This is a genomic window from Ancylomarina euxina, assembly GCF_003863355.1.
Lineage (GTDB): Bacteria > Bacteroidota > Bacteroidia > Bacteroidales > Marinifilaceae > Ancylomarina > Ancylomarina euxinus.
This window is the reverse complement of record NZ_QQWG01000007.1, coordinates 110,829-129,072: the sequence shown is the minus strand read 5'-3', so window position 1 is coordinate 129,072 and position 18,244 is coordinate 110,829. Positions and strand designations below refer to the sequence as shown.

Annotated in this window: 16 protein-coding genes; 5 read left to right on the top strand and 11 right to left on the bottom strand. The window is 35.9% G+C overall.

Features of this window, described 5'->3' with window-relative positions; all coding sequences use genetic code 11:
- The first annotated feature begins 381 nt into the window (after nucleotides 1-381).
- Nucleotides 382-1,050, top strand: coding sequence for a tRNA (guanine-N1)-methyltransferase (locus tag DWB61_RS08945; protein WP_125030564.1), 669 nt, complete (start codon nucleotides 382-384; stop codon nucleotides 1,048-1,050).
- Between the two features lie 178 nt (nucleotides 1,051-1,228).
- On the top strand, nucleotides 1,229-1,870 hold the full coding sequence (locus DWB61_RS08940; protein WP_125030563.1) for a ferric reductase-like transmembrane domain-containing protein: 642 nt from the start codon (nucleotides 1,229-1,231) through the stop codon (nucleotides 1,868-1,870).
- Between the two features lie 116 nt (nucleotides 1,871-1,986).
- Here the strand turns inward: DWB61_RS08940 and DWB61_RS08935 are convergent, their stop codons facing one another.
- Nucleotides 1,987-4,452, bottom strand: coding sequence for a TonB-dependent receptor (locus DWB61_RS08935; RefSeq protein ID WP_125030562.1), 2,466 nt, complete (start codon nucleotides 4,450-4,452; stop codon nucleotides 1,987-1,989).
- A 373-nt stretch (nucleotides 4,453-4,825) separates the two neighbouring features.
- Here DWB61_RS08935 and ovoA point away from each other — a divergent pair, with 373 nt between their 5' ends.
- On the top strand, nucleotides 4,826-6,961 hold the full coding sequence (ovoA, locus tag DWB61_RS08930) for a 5-histidylcysteine sulfoxide synthase (RefSeq protein ID WP_125030561.1): 2,136 nt from the start codon (nucleotides 4,826-4,828) through the stop codon (nucleotides 6,959-6,961).
- Nucleotides 6,962-7,159: 198 nt separating this feature from the next.
- The gene (locus DWB61_RS08925) at nucleotides 7,160-7,657 is read left to right on the top strand and encodes a GtrA family protein (protein ID WP_125030560.1); all 498 of its coding nucleotides are present in this window, start codon (nucleotides 7,160-7,162) and stop codon (nucleotides 7,655-7,657) included.
- Nucleotides 7,658-8,159: 502 nt separating this feature from the next.
- On the opposite strand, the gene DWB61_RS08920 is transcribed toward DWB61_RS08925, so the two are convergent.
- From DWB61_RS08920 to DWB61_RS08885, 8 genes are all read right to left on the bottom strand, one after another.
- Nucleotides 8,160-10,637 carry an FAD-dependent oxidoreductase gene (locus tag DWB61_RS08920; protein WP_125030559.1) on the bottom strand — a complete coding sequence of 826 codons (2,478 nt, stop codon included), beginning with the start codon at nucleotides 10,635-10,637 and terminating at the stop codon, nucleotides 8,160-8,162.
- 218 nt (nucleotides 10,638-10,855) lie between these two features.
- Nucleotides 10,856-11,293, bottom strand: coding sequence for an acyl-CoA thioesterase (locus tag DWB61_RS08915; RefSeq protein WP_125030558.1), 438 nt, complete (start codon nucleotides 11,291-11,293; stop codon nucleotides 10,856-10,858).
- On the bottom strand, nucleotides 11,290-12,186 hold the full coding sequence (locus DWB61_RS08910; protein ID WP_125030557.1) for a P-loop NTPase: 897 nt from the start codon (nucleotides 12,184-12,186) through the stop codon (nucleotides 11,290-11,292). The genes DWB61_RS08915 and DWB61_RS08910 overlap by 4 nt, the downstream gene beginning before the upstream one ends.
- The gene (locus DWB61_RS08905; protein ID WP_125030556.1) at nucleotides 12,180-13,055 is read right to left on the bottom strand and encodes a nucleotide-binding protein; all 876 of its coding nucleotides are present in this window, start codon (nucleotides 13,053-13,055) and stop codon (nucleotides 12,180-12,182) included. The genes DWB61_RS08910 and DWB61_RS08905 overlap by 7 nt, the downstream gene beginning before the upstream one ends.
- 70 nt (nucleotides 13,056-13,125) lie before the next feature.
- Complete coding sequence (locus DWB61_RS08900) at nucleotides 13,126-13,467, bottom strand: NifB/NifX family molybdenum-iron cluster-binding protein (protein ID WP_125030555.1); 342 nt, start codon at nucleotides 13,465-13,467, stop codon at nucleotides 13,126-13,128.
- A gap of 216 nt (nucleotides 13,468-13,683) precedes the next feature.
- Nucleotides 13,684-13,872 (bottom strand): DUF5320 domain-containing protein, encoded by a 189-nt coding sequence (locus DWB61_RS08895; RefSeq protein WP_125030554.1) that lies wholly within the window; start codon nucleotides 13,870-13,872, stop codon nucleotides 13,684-13,686.
- Between the two features lie 23 nt (nucleotides 13,873-13,895).
- Nucleotides 13,896-14,213 carry a NifB/NifX family molybdenum-iron cluster-binding protein gene (locus DWB61_RS08890; protein ID WP_125030553.1) on the bottom strand — a complete coding sequence of 106 codons (318 nt, stop codon included), beginning with the start codon at nucleotides 14,211-14,213 and terminating at the stop codon, nucleotides 13,896-13,898.
- A gap of 5 nt (nucleotides 14,214-14,218) precedes the next feature.
- Nucleotides 14,219-14,629 carry a DUF134 domain-containing protein gene (locus tag DWB61_RS08885; RefSeq protein WP_125030552.1) on the bottom strand — a complete coding sequence of 137 codons (411 nt, stop codon included), beginning with the start codon at nucleotides 14,627-14,629 and terminating at the stop codon, nucleotides 14,219-14,221.
- Between the two features lie 288 nt (nucleotides 14,630-14,917).
- On the opposite strand from DWB61_RS08885, the gene DWB61_RS08880 reads away from it, so the two are divergent.
- Nucleotides 14,918-15,607 (top strand): HAD family hydrolase, encoded by a 690-nt coding sequence (locus tag DWB61_RS08880; RefSeq protein WP_125030551.1) that lies wholly within the window; start codon nucleotides 14,918-14,920, stop codon nucleotides 15,605-15,607.
- A gap of 78 nt (nucleotides 15,608-15,685) precedes the next feature.
- On the opposite strand, the gene DWB61_RS08875 is transcribed toward DWB61_RS08880, so the two are convergent.
- Nucleotides 15,686-16,450, bottom strand: coding sequence for a LytR/AlgR family response regulator transcription factor (locus DWB61_RS08875; RefSeq protein ID WP_158614385.1), 765 nt, complete (start codon nucleotides 16,448-16,450; stop codon nucleotides 15,686-15,688).
- Between the two features lies 1 nt (nucleotide 16,451).
- Nucleotides 16,452-18,239: a sensor histidine kinase gene (locus DWB61_RS08870; RefSeq protein WP_125030549.1), complete on the bottom strand. Its 1,788-nt coding sequence runs from the start codon at nucleotides 18,237-18,239 to the stop codon at nucleotides 16,452-16,454.
- Between the last annotated feature and the right edge of the window lie 5 nt (nucleotides 18,240-18,244).

Here is an 18,244-nt window from a genome sequence, read left to right as displayed (position 1 = left end):
TGACGAATGAAGCTTTTTCTGTTGTGTATGAATGTTTGCAGTTTCTTGTTAGTAGTCTAAATTATCTGTTTTTTAATTTTGATTCTGATTCAGTTTTAAAGATTTTGTTTTCTGTTTTCATCTATCGTGGATGTGAGTTAATATTTTCTGTTGTTCAGGTATTTGTGGCGCTTTAGTTAGTTCTTGTTAATATGTTTTATTTGAATTGTGGGCAATTGGAATTGAAGTGAGTAGGGGAATTTTATTTATTGTTTCGTATTTTATTTTGTATCTTATGGAATATTTTCAGTTTTTGATGAAAAAAAGATTTTTGATTGGATAAAGAATCGGTATATTTTTATTTTCTTTGTGCATACAACTTTTCCATTTTAACGACATCTGATGAAAACTACAAAACTTTTTTCGACCCTAGCCTTAATTCTATTCTTTTCATTTGCTCTTATTGCTCAAACAAATGAAACAGAACAATCACAAACAAAACAAGAAGAAACAACTCAAAATAACCAGGCTGTCGTTAAGCCTCGTGCCTATATTCAAGATGCTCCAATCAAAGAGCAATTTGAATATATCATGGAAAAAGGGGATACCTGGAAAAATTATAAGGTTATCCAGATTAATTGGATGAAGAAGTTTCAGTCTGGTTTTGTGGATAGTTTGAATGCTATACGCCAGGATTATCTAGTTTCTGAGAAGCTAGTTGGAGAGAGAGACAAAACGATTAAATCTTTGGAGTTGGAACTAAAAGAAAACAAGGATGCTTTAGCAACTATTAAGGGTGAAAAAGATAGCATGTTTTTATTAGGTATTCAAATGTCAAAGTCAAGCTATAATTTATTTATCTGGAGTTTAGTTGGGGGCTTATTAGTATTAACAGGATTTTTCTTTCTATTATTTAAAAGAAGTAATTCAGTAACCAAAGAAACTCAAGTTAGATTGGATGAGGTTAGAGAAGAGTTTGATACGCATAGAAAAAATGCTTTAGTGCGTGAGCAGAAATTAGCTAGAAAATTACAAGATGAAATAAACAAGAATCGAAATTTAGGCATGTAGATTTTCATCTTCAAAAATATTTAAGAGTCTTGATCGTCAGATTAAGACTCTTTTTTTATACCAACATTTAGGTATTTTAATCGGTGTATGCCATAAATTGGACTTTTTTGTCTTTTTTTGTAATGCAAGTCTATTTTCTATGAAGACTTGAACCTCATATTTAATAGATCAAGTTTTAATGCCTTCGAAAAAACACTATATAGGAATATTCCCTACCGTGCTTATTGCTCTATTTGTCCTATGGAAATTATCTCAGTTTATAGTAATAGATTTTTCAGAACAGGCTGATAATATGCTGAATTTTATTGATGTGGAGTTGTCGGATGAAGAGGCTTATCGACTCGATCGAGATTTTATTCCAGGTATTGAATATGTGACCAGTTTGACGGGTTTATGGGCAATTCGATTTTTTCTGGCAGCATTTTTAATGACGCCCATTAGTCTTGTTATTGGACGAAATTTTCCATTGTATTTTCGTCAATCCATTGGTATTGCAACAGGACTTTTTACAACACTACATGTGTTGGTTTTTGTTTTTTCAGAAGGTATTTTGCAAGTCTTTACAAGGGCTGAACTTATTTTTGGTTTTGTCGCTTTCCTTATCATTCTAAGTTTGACGATTACATCAAGTAAGTGGGCTATGAAATTGCTGAAGCGTAAATGGAAGAGTCTACATCGATGGGTTTATTTAGCTACTTTCTTTGTCATGCTTCATCTAATTATTCTTGATCAGTCGTGGATAGCTTATGGAGTTCTGTTTGGTTTGGGCTTTGTTTTTAGAATAAAGGCTGTGAAACGTTTTATAAAATCGAGGGTGTAAATTCCTTGTAAAGAAAAGAGGCATTCCTAAAAATACCTCTTTTTCAATATCTCGCAGTTGAATTTAGAAATAAATCATCTTCAACATATTATCAGATTCTCTTATTACCACATTAACTACATTTCAAACTCTTCCATATCACCACCTTCACCGTTGGCTCCACGTTTCTTTTTGTAATTATTGATTTTATAACTTAGGTTTAGTTTAATACTTGGCCATTGCATATCGAACTTGCTATAGTTATAAAAGCCATTTCCTTCACTAATGTTTTCGTGTTTAGCAGTATTTAATATATTGCGTAATTGTAATGTTGCTGACAGCTTGCGCTGCATGAAATCTTTTTTCAAGCCCAAGTTGGCCGTAATAAAGCCTTTACGTTCTCCTTGAGCTTTTTTGCTGGCAGAATTGTAGATCACATTCACTTGAAAACGAGTGGTTTTATTAAACATGAAAGTTGAATTGTTCCTAAGACTCCAATTTAAACTTTCTGTTGAAAAATCTTGAACAGTAGCTACATTTTCACTATTATAAGTTGAGTATTCACCTTTTTCTTTATAGTGAAAGATATTACCAATCAGGTCATTTTTAAACCATTTAGCGAAGCTTAAATTCACCATAGTCTCAACACCTAAAGAGTAATCTGTTCCAACATTTTCAGTCGTTGATAACATCACGTTATCCTGGTAAACCGATCGGATGCGTTCCATCACATTGTGAGTAACACGATAATAAGTTTCAAATGAGATAGATTGTTCGCCCATACGTTTCTGATATCCCAATTCGTATGAATCGATATACTCAGGCTTTAAACTAGGATTTCCTTTTCGAACGTTATAAGCGTCACTCCAGGTGATAAAGGGTTCAAGGTTCCATCCTCTTGGGCGCTGAATTCGTCTGGTGTAGCTGGCCATTAATTGATTACCTTCCTTTAAATCAATTTGTGTGTGAATGGTAGGAAAGAAATCCCAACGATTGATTGTAAAGCTTTCAGTTTCTCCCTTAAACTTAATTTCTCTATCTGTATACTCACTTCTTAATCCTAATTGATAACCAAACTTACCTACTTGATCAGCATATAGGGCATAAACCCCGTGTACATTTTTTTTATAATCAACTTCGTGACCATATTCTGCTTGTAAAACGTAGCGACTACTATCGATATTATAGTCCGATTGTGTTGTAATATCTTCACTCTGTCGTAGTTGGGCCTGATATCCTGCTTCGAACTTACTTTTGCCTTTCAAAGGCAATGTATAATCGGCTTTAATATCCAGATGTGAACCAGGGCCTTTTTCAGTTCCTTTTTTCCCATCTACAATTGTTTCGTCTTGCTTGCGTTCCGTTTTTGACTTTTCATCACCATCACGGTATGAATAGTTCACTTGAGTTAATAGCTGATGACCTTTGCCTTTGAAATTACGCTGGTAGCTGAAATTGGCATTGTAGAATTCCATCTCACGATTCCAATTGTCAGTACTTTTATAATATTTCTTTAGACTAGGTGCACCCCCATCTAAAGTAAAGTAATCGGTATAGTCAAGATTTGAGCCCATATCCATTTCTCTACCACCATAACGAAGGCCAAGAGTGATTAAATTCTTATCGTCAATTTCATAATCGAAACCAGTTCGAAGACCGTAACCCAAACGCTCTCGATCAGAATCACCTTCAGAGAAAACGTAAGTTGTTTTATTATCTGTAGTTGTTCTGTTCTCGCTTTCACTACTTCCTGAAAAATTACGATTGCTATAATCCATCCCTAAGTGGAAATTGAATTTGTTTTTACGTAGGTTCACCAAGAAATCAGCTCCGTAGTTACCAAAGTTTCCCACATTTAGATTAACAACACCTGAAGTCCCTTTCAAGTTCCCTTTTTTAGTGATAATATTTATGATACCCGATGAGCCTTCCGGATCGTATTTGGCGGAAGGGTTGGTGATGATCTCAATATTCTCAATTACACTAGCTGGCATTTGAGTTAGGATGTCGGCAGCTTCCAAAATAGAAGGGCGACCGTCGACCAAAACTGTAAAACTACTACTGCCACGTAAGCTAACATTACCTTCGATATCAACATTGATCGAGGGGACACTTTCCAGTACATCTACAGCATTACCACTAGCGGTTGTCAATTGTCTGCTAACAGGTATCACTTTTTTATCAATCTGATATTGTATGGGTAGTCTTTCTGCGCTAACAGTAACTTCCCCCAAAGCCTCGCTAGCTTGTGACAATAAAACCTCTTTTAGGTCGGCAACCTTTTGATCTTTACTGATTGGAATGTTGCGAATAGTTTTTTTGTTGTAGCCTATAAATGAAATCTCAGCATAGTATTTGCCAGGTTTTAATTGTTTCAATTCGAATTCACCTTTATCATTGGTAATAGTACCATTCACTAAACTTGAATCAGCCATTCTGAAAACCGAAACAGTGGCATATTCAACAGCCGTTTTTAAATCTTTATCTTTTACAATACCCTTAATTGTACCACCCATTGCCCCAGTTGTGTTTGGTACAGGCATCACAGCTTGCGAAATATTAGCAAGCATTGCAAAAATCAGTAAGAATAATATTCTCTTCATGTTTTGAGTCCTTGTGTTAGTTTGAGCACACTTGTCTGGCTCAATTGTTGTGCTTAGTTAGTTGTATCTGTATTTGAAATAAAACTAAATGTTTCAGTTTTATCGAATATCAATCTTTGACACCAATTTATTCAAAAGGTTTAGTCTATTTTTTGCTTCCGAAGCCAAAATTATCATATAAAATCGTTTTTGACTGGTTTATCGTGGTTTTTGTTAAGTTTTAACAAATATTTAACGAATCTGTTTTTACTCTGATAATCTTAGACTTTAGATTACAATAAACCTTAGAAATTGGTTTTATAGATAGTAAGCTTGCAATAAAATTCTTAACTTCATTACGTTAAGAATAATAAGTGAATTTAAAGCCGTTATGATGAAGGATGCCATCGACTCAAAGTCTTACCAAAATATACTTGTAACCAAAACACCTATCCTGAATCAAGGAAATCCTGCCGATAAGAGAGAGGAAATTCTTAAATATTTTTTGGCGACTTGGGAGTTGGACGATCGCTTGTACGATTCGTTGAAGGATAATACCGTTTTTTATATGCGAGCCGATCCCTTGCGTCATCCGCTTATTTTTTATATTGGTCATACCGCTACTTTTTATATCAATAAGTTGATGTTGGCAGGTCTTATCACCAAAAGAATAAATCCTAAGTTCGAATCTATATTTGCAGTTGGCGTGGATGAAATGTCCTGGGATGATTTGAATGAGGCGCATTACGATTGGCCAACCGTTCAGGAAGTGCGCGATTACCGCAAGCAGGTTAAAGCTATGATGGAAGATTTGATTGCTAATCTTCCCCTGAAAATCCCCATCAATTGGAATGATCCTTTTTGGGTGATTATGATGGGGATTGAGCATCAACGTATACATATTGAGACCTCTTCTGTTCTTATCCGACAATTGCCAATCGATATGGTACAGGCAAATCCACTTTTTCAGATTTGTACAGATGCCGGGATTGCTCCTGAAAATGAACTTGTAAAGGTGAAATCGGGGAATGTAAGTTTGGGTAAAGAACGCGATGCTGCCTTATACGGTTGGGACAATGAGTTTGGAAACTTATCTTCTGATGTCAAAGGTTTTTCGGCTTCGAAGTATTTGGTGTCGAATAAGGAGTACATGGCTTTTGTTGACGACAAGGGCTATAAAACCCAAAAATGGTGGACCGAAGAAGGTTGGAATTGGGTTCGATATAAGGGCTGTGAATACCCTGTTTTTTGGGTGAAAGACGATGAGAATTGGAAACTTCGTTGCATGTTGCAGAAAATTAATATGCCATGGAATTGGCCTGTAGAAGTGAATTATTTGGAAGCAAAAGCTTTTTGTAATTGGAAATCGGCACAGACCGATAAAAAGCTAAGAATGCCAGGCGAGGCGGAATACTATTTGCTTCGTAATTCGTTGGATATTCCTGATCAACCCTATTGGAACAAGGCTCCTGGCAATATTAATCTCGAACATTACGCTTCTTCCTGTCCAGTTGATAAGTTCGAATTCAATGGTATTTACGATGCAATTGGTAATGTATGGCAGTGGACTGAGATGCCTATTTCAGCCTTGGAGGGTTTCGAGATTCATCCTTTTTACGATGATTTTTCAACACCGACCTTTGATGCTCGACACAATCTGATAAAAGGTGGCTCATGGATATCGACAGGAAATTTAGCCATTAAGGATTCGCGTTATGCTTTTCGTCGTCATTTCTTTCAGCATGCTGGTTTTCGTTATATCGAATCAGAAGAGGAGCTGGTAATTCAGGACAACTACTATGAGAGCGACGATTTGGTTTCGCAATATTGTGAGTTTCAGTATGGGCAGACTTACTTTGGGGTAGAGAACTATGCTTTGGCATGCCTGAATCTAATCGAAGAACATTTACAAAGTATCAATAAGGGTGCAGCCCTCGATTTGGGGTGCGCCACAGGCCGAACAAGTTTTGAGTTGGCGAAGTATTTCGATAAGGTCACAGGTTTGGATTTTTCCACTCGTTTTATTCGCATTGGCACGCAGCTGAAAGAGAGTGGTAGACTGAATTATAGCAGAATAGAGGAAGGGAAGCTTGATACCTTTATGGAGGTTAAATTATCCGACTTTGGTTTGGATGTCAATAGCTATAAGGTAGAGTTCTTTCAAGGGGATGCTTGCAACCTAAAGCCTTTCTTTACGGCTTACGACCTAGTCTTTGCAAGTAACCTAATCGATAGACTTTATGATCCACTTAAGTTCTTACGCGACATTCATTCTCGAATTAATGTGGGCGGACTGTTGGTGCTGACTTCTCCTTACAGTTGGTTAGAAGAGTTTACCGATGTAGAGAATTGGATCGGGGGTTATCGTAAAAATGGTGAGCCTTACAGCACACTTGATGGTTTGAAAGAAAAACTGCAAGAGCATTTTGATTTGATTGCAGAACCTAAGGATGTGCCTTTTGTGATTCGCGAAACAGCTCGCAAGTATCAACACACTATTGCACAAATGACTATTTGGAGAAGAAAGTAATCTTCGATGAAGATCTGAACAAAGGCTTCTTGTATAGGGAAGCCTATTTTTATCTTGTTTAGTCAGGTGCAGATTTTAATGATAGGTTTATATAATTTTAAAGGAATAAAAGAATAAGATATAAGCCTATTAAATCATATTTTATCAGAGTCAAAAATTATGATTGAAAATCATATATTTGTCATCTAAATTATAGAGATGAAGCTATTTTACGCAATTATAAGATTGATAGAGAAGATTATTTTGTGGTTTTACCCACCTTTCAGAAAGTTCATGCCAGAGCAAACCTTTAAATATGCGGCAACTGGGGGTGCAAACACGGCTTTGGATATTTTCCTATTCTTCCTATTCTACAATTTTGTACTGAATAAAGAGCTTGTTGATTTTGGGTTTATTGTTATTTCACCCCATATAGCTGCCTTTATCATGTCCTTTATTATAACTTTCCCAATTGGATTTATATTGGCTAAATATATCAGTTTTCCCGGTTCTTACCTGAGGAAACGAATTCAACTTTTGAGGTATGGACTAAGTGTAATGGGGAGCCTAGTTCTAAACTATATTTTCCTGAAACTTTTTGTAGAGTCCTTTGGCTGGTACCCAACTCCATCAAAAATGGTAACCACTCTCATTGTGATTTTGTTTAGCTACACTGTTCAAAAATATTTCACTTTCAAAATTGAAATCAAAGATTAAACTTCGGTGTTAATGTTGATTCGTTCACTTTAACGACTCTTTACATAGCAGATCAACTTATTGTTTAAAATCTATTTCTATTCTACCAAAACCATACTGAAACTGAATTATACTTATTGGTAATTTCTTATTCTAGTTACAATTTCATTTTGTTACTTTTTTGATGCTTCAGGTCTTGGTCGTCGTTTGATTTTGAATAGGTTAGACTTGTTGTGATTCCTTTGGATTTTAAGTCTTAAAGATTGTTTTCTATGAGTCGTTATTGTATTAGGTACTGGTATGGTGGGCAGTGCTATAGCCATTGATATGGCAAAAAAACATGATGTAACACTTGCTGATATAGGTAAGCGTGAAAAGCATTTTGACTATATTTTAAACTACCTAGAGAATAAATAGATGGGCTCACAAATAATTTAATATGTAATTGCAAACACATTGGGAGATAAAAAAATGGACCACCTTTCGGTAGTCCATCGTTACATAATAGTATTTCTGCTTTGTCTTAAATAAACAAGTTGACGTTTGATTGTTCAGCCTCTTCAAGGTAGGTGGCTACACCACCAATTTGAACTCCATCAAGCAATTCTGCTTTGTCAACTCCCATAACGTCCATAGACATTTGGCAGGCGATCATCTCAACGCCATTTTCCATGGCGGTCTGTAATAAATCTTCCAAAGAGTCAACTTTTTTCGAAAGCATTCTCTTTTTCATCATCATTGAGCCCATACCCATCATGTGCATTTTCGATAGCTTAAGATTACCAGCATCATTGGCCATCATTTTACCAAACATTTTGCCCATCATGTCTTTCTTAACCTTGGGTTTGTTGGTTTTCTTAATCACATTCAATCCCCAGAAGGTAAAGAACAGAGTGACCTTGCTACCCATAGCTGCTGCACCGTTTGCAATCACAAGTGAAGCCAAAGCTCGGTCCATATCATCGGAGAACACAACCATGGTTTTATTCTTTGCCTCGGCAGATTGTAAAAGCTCGCAGACTTCGTGTTTACTTTGTTTCTCGATAACTGCAGAGATAATTCCTTTTTCCGATTCACAAGAAATCAACTTATTACCTGTTATATTACACCACGATACCACGTCCTTAGTAAATCCGGCATCCGTCACTTTTTGACGAAGACGTTGACCATCTTCAAGCTTGTCAATTTCTTTTTTCAGTTTGATAATCGGACCTGGACATTGCAAGCCACAGGCATCTATATCTATGGTTTCGATCTCTTTTTTTACTTCAGAATTCTTAGCTTTCCCTCTGTAGATCTGGCCATCTTTAGCAATATAGCTCGATCCGAAAATATCCTCGTTGCTTTGTTTGCAGGTAGCGTGCTCGTAAGTCTTGTAACCACCACTTAGGTTTACAACATCATTATAGCGTCTCTGCATCAGGATTCTTGCAGCAAAATAACCACGAAGTCCTACACCACAGTAAATGATAATCTTTTTGTCCTTTGGAATTTCGTCAAGGCGTTCGCGTATTTTATCAACTTCGATATTAACAGCACCCTCAATTTTTCCTAGCTCAAACTCATCTGGTGTTCTCACATCCAATATAAAGTTATCGGAAGCATCCATCTGGTGCAACTTATCCCAATGGATAATATTGACTAAACCGTCGATAATATTACCAGCCGTAAAACCTGCTTGGTTCACAGGATCTTTAGCCGATGAAAATGGTGGGGCATAGGCGTGCTCAATTTCTTGAAGATCGTAAATGCTCCCCTTATTTTTTAGCACGGTTGCAATCATGTCGATACGCTTATCAACACCGACATAACCAATGATTTGTCCACCAAATAGTTTTCCCGTTTCCGGATCGAACATGATTTTGATAGTGGTTGGCATTGCACCTGGATAATAACCAGCATTCGATGCTCCATGAGTAATATTTGAGATATACTTGATACCTTCTTTCTTCAATACTTTCTCAGCCAAACCTGTTGAGGCAACTGTAATATCGAATACCTTGGCAATTGCTGTAGCAATTGAACCTTTATATTTTTTTGTATGCCCGTTTACCAGATTATCGGCTAGCATACGTGCCTGTTTGTTGGCAGGACCAGCAAGGTAGGCATTGGTGTATTTTCCTGTAATTGGGTGAGGGAATGCCATGGCATCTCCAAGTGCATAAACGTGCTCGTTACTCGTTTGCAGGTATTCGTTTACTTTAATACCGCCGTTGGGAGCCAAATCGATACCCGCTTCTTTAACTAATCTCGTTTCTGGACGAACACCAATAGATAGAATCACCATATCAGCATCTATCTTTCGACCCGACTGCAGGTGAATGTTTAATTTATCACCTTGACGATTGAATTCAGACACACCATCATTTAGGTAAAACTCAACATTTTTAGTTTTAAGGTGCATGTGTACTTCAGCTGCCATCTCATAGTCAAGAGGTGTCATCACCTGATCAGCCATCTCAACAATGGTAACCATCATACCCATATGGTGAAGGTTTTCTGCCATTTCAAGACCGATAAAACCTGCACCAACGACTACCGCTTTCTTAGGCTTTTTCTCATCGTAAAATGATTTGATTTTATCGGTATCTCTTACATTACGAACGGTAAATATGGCTTCATCTTTAATTCCTGGGATAGGAGGTTTGATTGGTTCTGCACCAGGTGAAACGATCAGTTTGTCGTATGTTTCTGTATATGATGTGTTATTGATAAGATCCTTAACTTCTATTGATTTATTCTTGGTATCAATACCGATAACTTCGTTTTTAACACGGACTTCAACATTTAATCGAGCTTTAAAACTTCCGGGTGTTTGCAATATTAGCTTTTCTCTTTCGGCAATTATACCACCTACATAGTAGGGCAAACCGCAATTGGCATAAGAGATATATTCCCCTCTTTCGAACATGATGATTTCTGCTGATTCGTCTATTCTTCTAAGACGTGCAGCGGTTGTTGCACCTCCAGCTACACCTCCAACTATTAAATATTTTGTCATGGTATTATATTTTGTGCTACTCTATTATATATATCTAGATATCCATATGTATGGAGTGCAAATGTAATATATCATTCCATTTCGACAGCATGAAATCAGGAGTTTGTAATATGTTATACAATATGTATTTGAACATATGTTCAAATATGAAGCTAGGCACACCCGTATTTATAGGGGTTAAGCCTTTTTTCATATTAAATGTATTGAGGTGTAGGAGTTTAGGAAGTCAATAATGAATGCTCGTTTTCGTGTTTGAAGCTAGCTTGAAGTTTGCTTGTTATGAACTCAGGGACTAATTTAGGATACCGAGATTTTTTATCTACGAAAACAAGAGTTGAATTCGCTATGCTAAGAATTTGACCTTCTTCGTTGCTTATTAGGAACTCAAAATAGAATCGAGTTGTTGGCAAGCCTTTTATTATCGTTGTAATGCTTATGAGTTCGTCGTAATGAGCTGGTTTTTTGTAATCGATATTGAAAGATATGACAGGCATCATGATATCCATGTCTTCGAGATACTTGTCATTCAAATTAAGTTTTCGTAAAAGCTCTGTTCTAGCCTGATGACAATAACTCACATAATTGGCATGATAAACATAGCCCATCTGATCAACTTCGCCATAGCGAGGTCTTAATTGCATTGTATCTTGTATCATATTACTTGATGTAAATTGACTGTGTGTGTACTTAGTTGTATTTTATGCCAAAGTCTTTTTATTTCTTTAGAGATATTGGAGTCAGGTTGATATTCCACAATGGTTTGTTTGTTTATCATGGCGTGAACCATGGCTTTGTCGAATGGGATTTTAGCCACTAAAGGGATATTCTTTGTTTTCAGGTAATCTGCTATACATTGACTTAGTTCGAGGTTTAAATCAAATTTGTTGATAAGAGCAAATGCAGGAATCTTAAACGATTCAATCAGCTTAATAAGACGATCGGCATCGTGTAAGCTTGATTTGCTGGGTTCAATCACAATAAGAGCCAGGTCGGTTCCCGTTAGTGAAGATATAGCAGCACAGCCAATACCAGGAGGGCCATCATTAATGATAAAATCCTGTTGTGTCATCATTGCAATTTCTCTCGCCTTTTTACGAACCTGACTAACTAATTTGCCAGAATTCTCTTCGCCGGGCCCCATTTTAGCATGAACCATTGTGCCAAAGCGAGTATCCGAAACGTACCAATAGTTATTCGTATTTTGTTCCGATCGTATAGCCTGTTCGGGGCAGATGCGTTCGCACAAACGACATCCTTCGCACTGAAAGGGATTCACTTCAAGTTGGTTCTTTGTGTCGTGAATGGCATCGAATCGGCAATGGCTCATACACAATCCACATTGATTACATTTGCTCGCATCTATAATCGCTTTCCAACCACTTGAAAAGTTATGCTTTTCTTTTATATCAGGATGGAGGATTAAGTGTAAGTCAGCTGCATCCACATCATTATCGCATAATACGGCCTTCGACGCCAAACCAGCTAGTGCAGCTGTTATTGACGTTTTACCCGTTCCACCTTTTCCACTTAATACGGTAAGTTCTAACATAAACTCATTCTCTTTTTTATTTGATTTGTTATTTTATAAAACGAATCAGAAATTTTCTGTGGTATATCTTTTAGTAAATCACCCTTGGCATATTTTGTTGCAAAGTCTTGGTCGAAGGGTATTTCTCCCAACAGTTCAAACTGCTCTGTTTCCATATAGTCGTAGATTTCATTATTTCCCAAGCCTGCTTTGTTTATAATCACACCAAAGGGTATCTTGATTTCCTTTATTAGTGCGATCATCAATTTTAAATCGTGCAAGCCGAATGGAGTGGGTTCAGTAACTAGAATAATATAATTGGTATCGCTTATGGTTTCAACCACCGGACATGAAGTGCCAGGAGGTGCATCGTAAAGAGTGATGACATTGCTATCAGAAATCTCTTTTTTCAATCCTTTTATGACTAAGGTTTGCATAGGAGAACCAATTTTTAACACACCTTCTACTAATATTGTTTGATTTCCCTCCAAATAGAAGTTAGTCTGGCCAATAACAACTTCTTTTTCTTTAATTGCATCCTGTTCACAGGCCACTAAACAAGCTCCACAGGAATGGCACAAGCTTGCATTTACTTCTGCTAATTGAGCTGAAGGAATAATACTGATGGCATTAAACTCGCAATAGTCAGCACATTTATTGCAAAAATTACAGTTGTTTTTGTCAATCTCCGGGATCAATTGGGTAATACTATTTGATTTTTTTTTCTTGGCTGCAGGGTAGAATAGAATATCGTTAGGTTCTTCTACATCGCAGTCAATAAGTTGAATTTCCTTTGTGATGTATTTCGTGATAAAATGTTGTAAACAAACTGAAATACTTGTTTTTCCTGTACCACCTTTTCCGCTTGCGATGGCAATTTTATAGGACATATCATTTAAGTTTAATGTATAATCGGTGCATTATATTGACACCGATTATTGATTGACCTGATCTAAGCTATTAATGATCGCAGTAGTTCGCTGAAAATGTTAGACTGTTTTTAAGGTAGGCTTCAATCAATTCTTTAGCTGATAATTTAGGAGCACCTACAAAAACATTCACCCCATTCTGATTAAAAAGTTGAATGGCCTTTTGACCCATTCCACCAGCAATAATATCGCTAACGCCTTTTTCTGCCAACCATTTTGGAAGCAAACCCGGCTCGTGAGGAGGAGGGGGTAATCTTTCTTCAGAAACAAGGGTTTCATTTTCAATATTTAGAATAGCGAAAAAGCTACAGTGTCCGAAATGGGCATCTAAAATGTCTTGATTGTCAACAGGTATTGCAATTCTTTTATTCATGATTTTATTATTTATTGGCTTGCGTTTTTGTATATGATGTTTAAATGAAACTCTATTTGCTATGGAAGAAAAATTCCACGCAGAGCTCTCAAATCAATCTCTGACTATGACAAAAGAATAATTCCAAACCTAATTCTTCCAACACTATAGTGATCAATTGCGAACCTTGCGTGAATTTTGTTTCTGAAAACAGACCATTTTGTGGTAAACTAGGTGTTAGCAAGAACCTTTTCGTTTTCTTCTTCTCTGACCTCTACCACATGCTGTATTGTTTGGTGCAAGTCTGTTTTGATTTTCATTTTGGGCTTGTTGGTCAATCTCTTCCTGTTTGGAATGACATTTTCCAAATCCTCTACCAGTTTGTGAACCTTTACCTTCTGGCCCGGTTCTGTCTAATCGTGGCATAATAACCTCCTTTATTAAGATGATTAAATACTAATGCGCTCAACAATATTTTGAATACTTGTTGAGTCTTGAATAACGACCATTTGTATGTTTAATTTTTCTAATAACTCTTTAGCTTTAGGACCAAAGTCTCCTGAGATAATCTTGTCAGCCTTTAGTTCAACCATCAATTCAGCAGCTTTTGTTCCAGCTCCTTGATTTGAGTCTGCAAAGTCATTTTTGATGAAAGAGCTCCCTTTAGTCTCACTGTCGAATACACAAAACCACTCGGCTCTACCAAAGCGCTTATCGAATTGAGAAGTCAATTCATTTCCTAAAGATGTAATTACTGTTTTGCTCATGAGTTCTATTTTTGATTGTTTAATGATTCAATTTGATCCGAAGAACACATGGGACAGATGTTTTGCTTTAAGGTTTTGGGTATGGTAAACCTTGCCTGACAAGCATTGCATATAAACCAACTATCATCCATCTGAGTGTTACCAAATACGGTTCTGATCTCTTTTGTCTCAACAAATGCTTTGGCTATTTTTCGTCTGGCACTTTCGTATATTCTTGCAAATGTTGGCCTCGAAATACCCATGAGTTCTGATGCCTCCTTATGATTCATTAAGTCATAGTCGCTTAGCTTAATGGCTTCATATTCTTCGTAAAGTAATTCGACGTATTCTTTCGAATTTTTATATGTCCCGTATGGTTTGTAGCCTTTAAACTCTGGCGGGGCTACTACTTTTCTTAGTCTCGTTCTTCTGGGCATAAGGCACTTATTGTTTGTAGTGAGAATATTCTCATTACAAACGTAGTGAGAATATTCTCGTTATGAAAGGGTTTTGAATGTTTTTTTTATTGTATGAATTTATTCGTTCATAATAAAGAGGTCGTATTTGAGTCTATTCTTTATCTAGAAAACCTCTATATTTTAGCTAATCATCAGGAGATGCTTTTATTATTGGAGAATTGGTCTACTTTTGCAAAAAATATTTGAACTAAATTCTTTGATAATCGCTTCAAATATTCAATTATATAGAATAATAGAAAGTAAGAGATGATTGATTTAATTGCATTTGATGCAGATGACACATTGTGGGGGAATGAGAATTACTTTTATCAGACCCAGAATGAATATGCTCAAATACTAAGTGATTATGGGTGTAAAGAGGCGGTGTTGGAACGCTTACATTCTACGGAAATAAAGAATTTGAAGTTATATGGATATGGCGTTAAATCATATACCCTTTCGATGATAGAGGCAGCATTGAGCTTGTCTTTTAGAGAAGTGCCTGGTGAATTGGTTGCAAAGATTTTGGCTCTTGGAGCTAAGATGTTAACTGAGCCTGTACAGCCTATGATTCATGTGCAGCATGTTCTTGAACAATTATCTCAGGATCATGATTTGATTACCATTACCAAAGGTGATCTGTTGGATCAGAATAGAAAAATGAAAAAATCGGGATTAGCCAATTACTTCTCTGATGTGATTGTTGTCAGTGAAAAAGATGATGCGGCTTATCAGCAAATCATTGACAGCAGACAGATTAAAGCGGCGAATTTTTTGATGGTGGGAAATTCGATGAAATCGGATATTGTACCTGTTCTAAATATTGGTGGTTATGGCGTACATGTTCCTTATGAGTTTACTTGGGAACATGAGAAGCTAGCCGAACCTGTACAGCACGATAAGTTATTTGAGATCAATAGTATGAATGAAATATTAGACTTGAAATTCTTCAATTAGTGGCAGTCTGAAAATACGATATATAAAAGATCCCTGTTTCTATTGAAGCAGGGATCTTTTTCTTGAAGAATATATGGTTTAGAAAAGCATTAAATTTTTAATCTGCTCTTGATAGTTTCTTCCACTGATTATTTTGGACGCTTTTTGATTGTTTAGTTTCAGAACAAAACGTCCTCCCATATATCTTTTAATTTCTTTGATATAAGATAAGTTTATAATACACGATCGTTGTATTCTTACAAATTTATCATCTAGCTTTTCCGAAAGGTAATTTAAGCTGTGATCAATTACATATTCTTTCCCTCCAGCTGTGTGTATGTTGACATATTTATCTTCGGCAGTAAAATGTGAAATCTCATCTAAGCTTACAAAAACAACACGATCAGCAATTTTAACGGGTATGGAGCTTAATTTTTTCTTTGCAATTTGTTTGACTTGTTGTGAAAGAAACATTTCGAGATTACTTTGCCTATTTTCTGTTTTAAATAGATGCAGTTTGTTAATTGCTTTCTCAAGTCTATCCTCTTTTACAGGTTTCAGAAGATAATCGATACTGCTTGTTTCGAAAGCTTGCAAAGCATATTCATCATGAGCGGTACAAAAAATGACAATGGTCTGCTGATCGATTTCCTGCAGAACTTCAAAGCCTGACTTGCCAGGCATTTGAATGTCCAGAAAAATGACATCGGGTTTCAGATTTTCGATCATTTCAATGGCTTGATTTCCATTACGAGCCTCTCCAATTATTTCAAGTTTATCGGCATAAGGCAATAGCATCTTTTTTAAACGCTCTCTGGCTAGTGTTTCATCGTCAATAAGTAGTGTTTTGTATATTGATGTCATTTTAGACTGATTTAGGAGTGAATGGAAGTCTGATACAGATGTTTTTATTAGGCTGATTCTCCCAGGAGATCTTAGCTGATTCACCATAGAGGAGTTCCAGTTTTTCATACAGACTTTGTAAGCCATATCCTGATATTGGCATGTCCGGGAAGTCTGGACCATTATCAAATACTTTTACAAATAAATGATCTGCCTTCTTTGTAATTTCTAACTTGATGATGCCCTTTCCCTGAATGACGGAAACACCATGTTTCACCGCATTTTCGATTAAAGGTTGAATCAGGAATCGTGGAATTAATGATTTTTCTGCCAAGTCGTCAATCTCAATAGAGTAATCTAAATCATTACCAAAGCGTACCTTCTCAATTTGTAAGTAGGTTTCTGATATTTCAACTTCTTTCGAAACCTCAATCATATCTTGATCTTTGTGGTTGATGGCATATCGGAAAAAATCGGATAAGGCCAGTGCCATTTGTTCTGTTTTTGAAGGATCGATATGAGCTAATGCTGCAATGGAGTTTAAGGAGTTGTATAAAAAATGAGGATTGATTCTTGAGTGTAAAGCTTGCAGTTCAGCTTTACTTTTTAATAGTTTAAGCTGTGATAATTCGATGTCTCGTAAGTTTATTTCCTGAATATTTTTAAAGCTAACAAAGTTGAAAACTAGTCTTATGCATACAAAAAGAACTAAGGCTGTAATTTGTTCAAGTCTGATATCCCAAGACCAATGACTTTTATACTTACTTGTTAAGCTGATGATATATTCATGACTTATAAAAAAGATATAAACAGCAAGTGTTGTTGAGAGCACATTTAGTATTAGTTTCGTTAGAGTTTTACCTGAAATACTCCTCTTCTCCAGATAAAAAAGCCCTGTTAACAGGATTATAAGAACTATTTCTGTAGCAAACCAGATTTTAAATATTTTAACTGCAGAAATATATTCAAATTGAGCAAAACTTTGCGAAACTAAGTAGAAAAAAATAATGCAATTAACACTTATAAATCCTTGTTTTAGATATACAACTAATTGATTAGCTTCTGTTGTAATGATACGATATTTTAATAATAATAAGATAGCACAGAAGCCTAATATAATACCTAAAATCTTAGTGATGAATCTGATTTTATCACCAAATCGGTAGTCGTAATAGTCTCTAGTTGAGCCATTGAAGTTTGTTTTGAACTGATCATAGAAATTACCGGAATAGAGCCTGCTAATTAAAAATTTATCTAACTCATTAAAGTTCGTGAGGTTGGGATCATCTTCATGAAAAATACATGATGAAATATTTAATTCTTCACTGGAATTATATCGTGTCTTTGATAAAGATCTGACAATGTAATATTGAAAATATTTGTTCCTTTTTTCCTGATTCATTAGAGAATCCAAGGAAAAAATATATTCCTGAGAACGGATTTTCCCATTAACACTTAATCCGTAAAAGTTATGTACTCGAGTTGTGGTATGATCCTTTGTTTTATCAAGCGTTAAGGTTAAGTTTCCTAAAGAGTCTACTAGTTCAATATTTGCTGTCTTTACTAACTGTTGTATTTCTTTAATGTTATTTTTAATAGATAAGGAATCTAGATGAGTGAAATTTCCTGCTAATTGGACTTTGATATCTTTCTCATATCGATATGCGTATGCATTGGGAGGTAAAATTTTTGCACGTATGAAATTCCAATAGCTTTGTTCACCTTTAGAATCAGTTTTTTCTGATTGACAGAATGAATTTGTGCTGTATAAAAACAGGTGGAGCAGTAAAAGTGTTAATCTTATTCTCATAGTTT

Coding starts and splice junctions, on each gene's coding strand:
- DWB61_RS08945 (WP_125030564.1), top strand. CDS start 382: ATGAAAACTACAAAACTTTTTTCGACCCTAGCCTTAATTCTATTCTTT.
- DWB61_RS08940 (WP_125030563.1), top strand. CDS start 1,229: ATGCCTTCGAAAAAACACTATATAGGAATATTCCCTACCGTGCTTATT.
- DWB61_RS08935 (WP_125030562.1), bottom strand. CDS start 4,452: ATGAAGAGAATATTATTCTTACTGATTTTTGCAATGCTTGCTAATATT.
- ovoA (WP_125030561.1), top strand. CDS start 4,826: ATGAAGGATGCCATCGACTCAAAGTCTTACCAAAATATACTTGTAACC.
- DWB61_RS08925 (WP_125030560.1), top strand. CDS start 7,160: ATGAAGCTATTTTACGCAATTATAAGATTGATAGAGAAGATTATTTTG.
- DWB61_RS08920 (WP_125030559.1), bottom strand. CDS start 10,637: ATGACAAAATATTTAATAGTTGGAGGTGTAGCTGGAGGTGCAACAACC.
- DWB61_RS08915 (WP_125030558.1), bottom strand. CDS start 11,293: ATGATACAAGATACAATGCAATTAAGACCTCGCTATGGCGAAGTTGAT.
- DWB61_RS08910 (WP_125030557.1), bottom strand. CDS start 12,186: ATGTTAGAACTTACCGTATTAAGTGGAAAAGGTGGAACGGGTAAAACG.
- DWB61_RS08905 (WP_125030556.1), bottom strand. CDS start 13,055: ATGTCCTATAAAATTGCCATCGCAAGCGGAAAAGGTGGTACAGGAAAA.
- DWB61_RS08900 (WP_125030555.1), bottom strand. CDS start 13,467: ATGAATAAAAGAATTGCAATACCTGTTGACAATCAAGACATTTTAGAT.
- DWB61_RS08895 (WP_125030554.1), bottom strand. CDS start 13,872: ATGCCACGATTAGACAGAACCGGGCCAGAAGGTAAAGGTTCACAAACT.
- DWB61_RS08890 (WP_125030553.1), bottom strand. CDS start 14,213: ATGAGCAAAACAGTAATTACATCTTTAGGAAATGAATTGACTTCTCAA.
- DWB61_RS08885 (WP_125030552.1), bottom strand. CDS start 14,629: ATGCCCAGAAGAACGAGACTAAGAAAAGTAGTAGCCCCGCCAGAGTTT.
- DWB61_RS08880 (WP_125030551.1), top strand. CDS start 14,918: ATGATTGATTTAATTGCATTTGATGCAGATGACACATTGTGGGGGAAT.
- DWB61_RS08875 (WP_158614385.1), bottom strand. CDS start 16,450: ATGACATCAATATACAAAACACTACTTATTGACGATGAAACACTAGCC.
- DWB61_RS08870 (WP_125030549.1), bottom strand. CDS start 18,239: ATGAGAATAAGATTAACACTTTTACTGCTCCACCTGTTTTTATACAGC.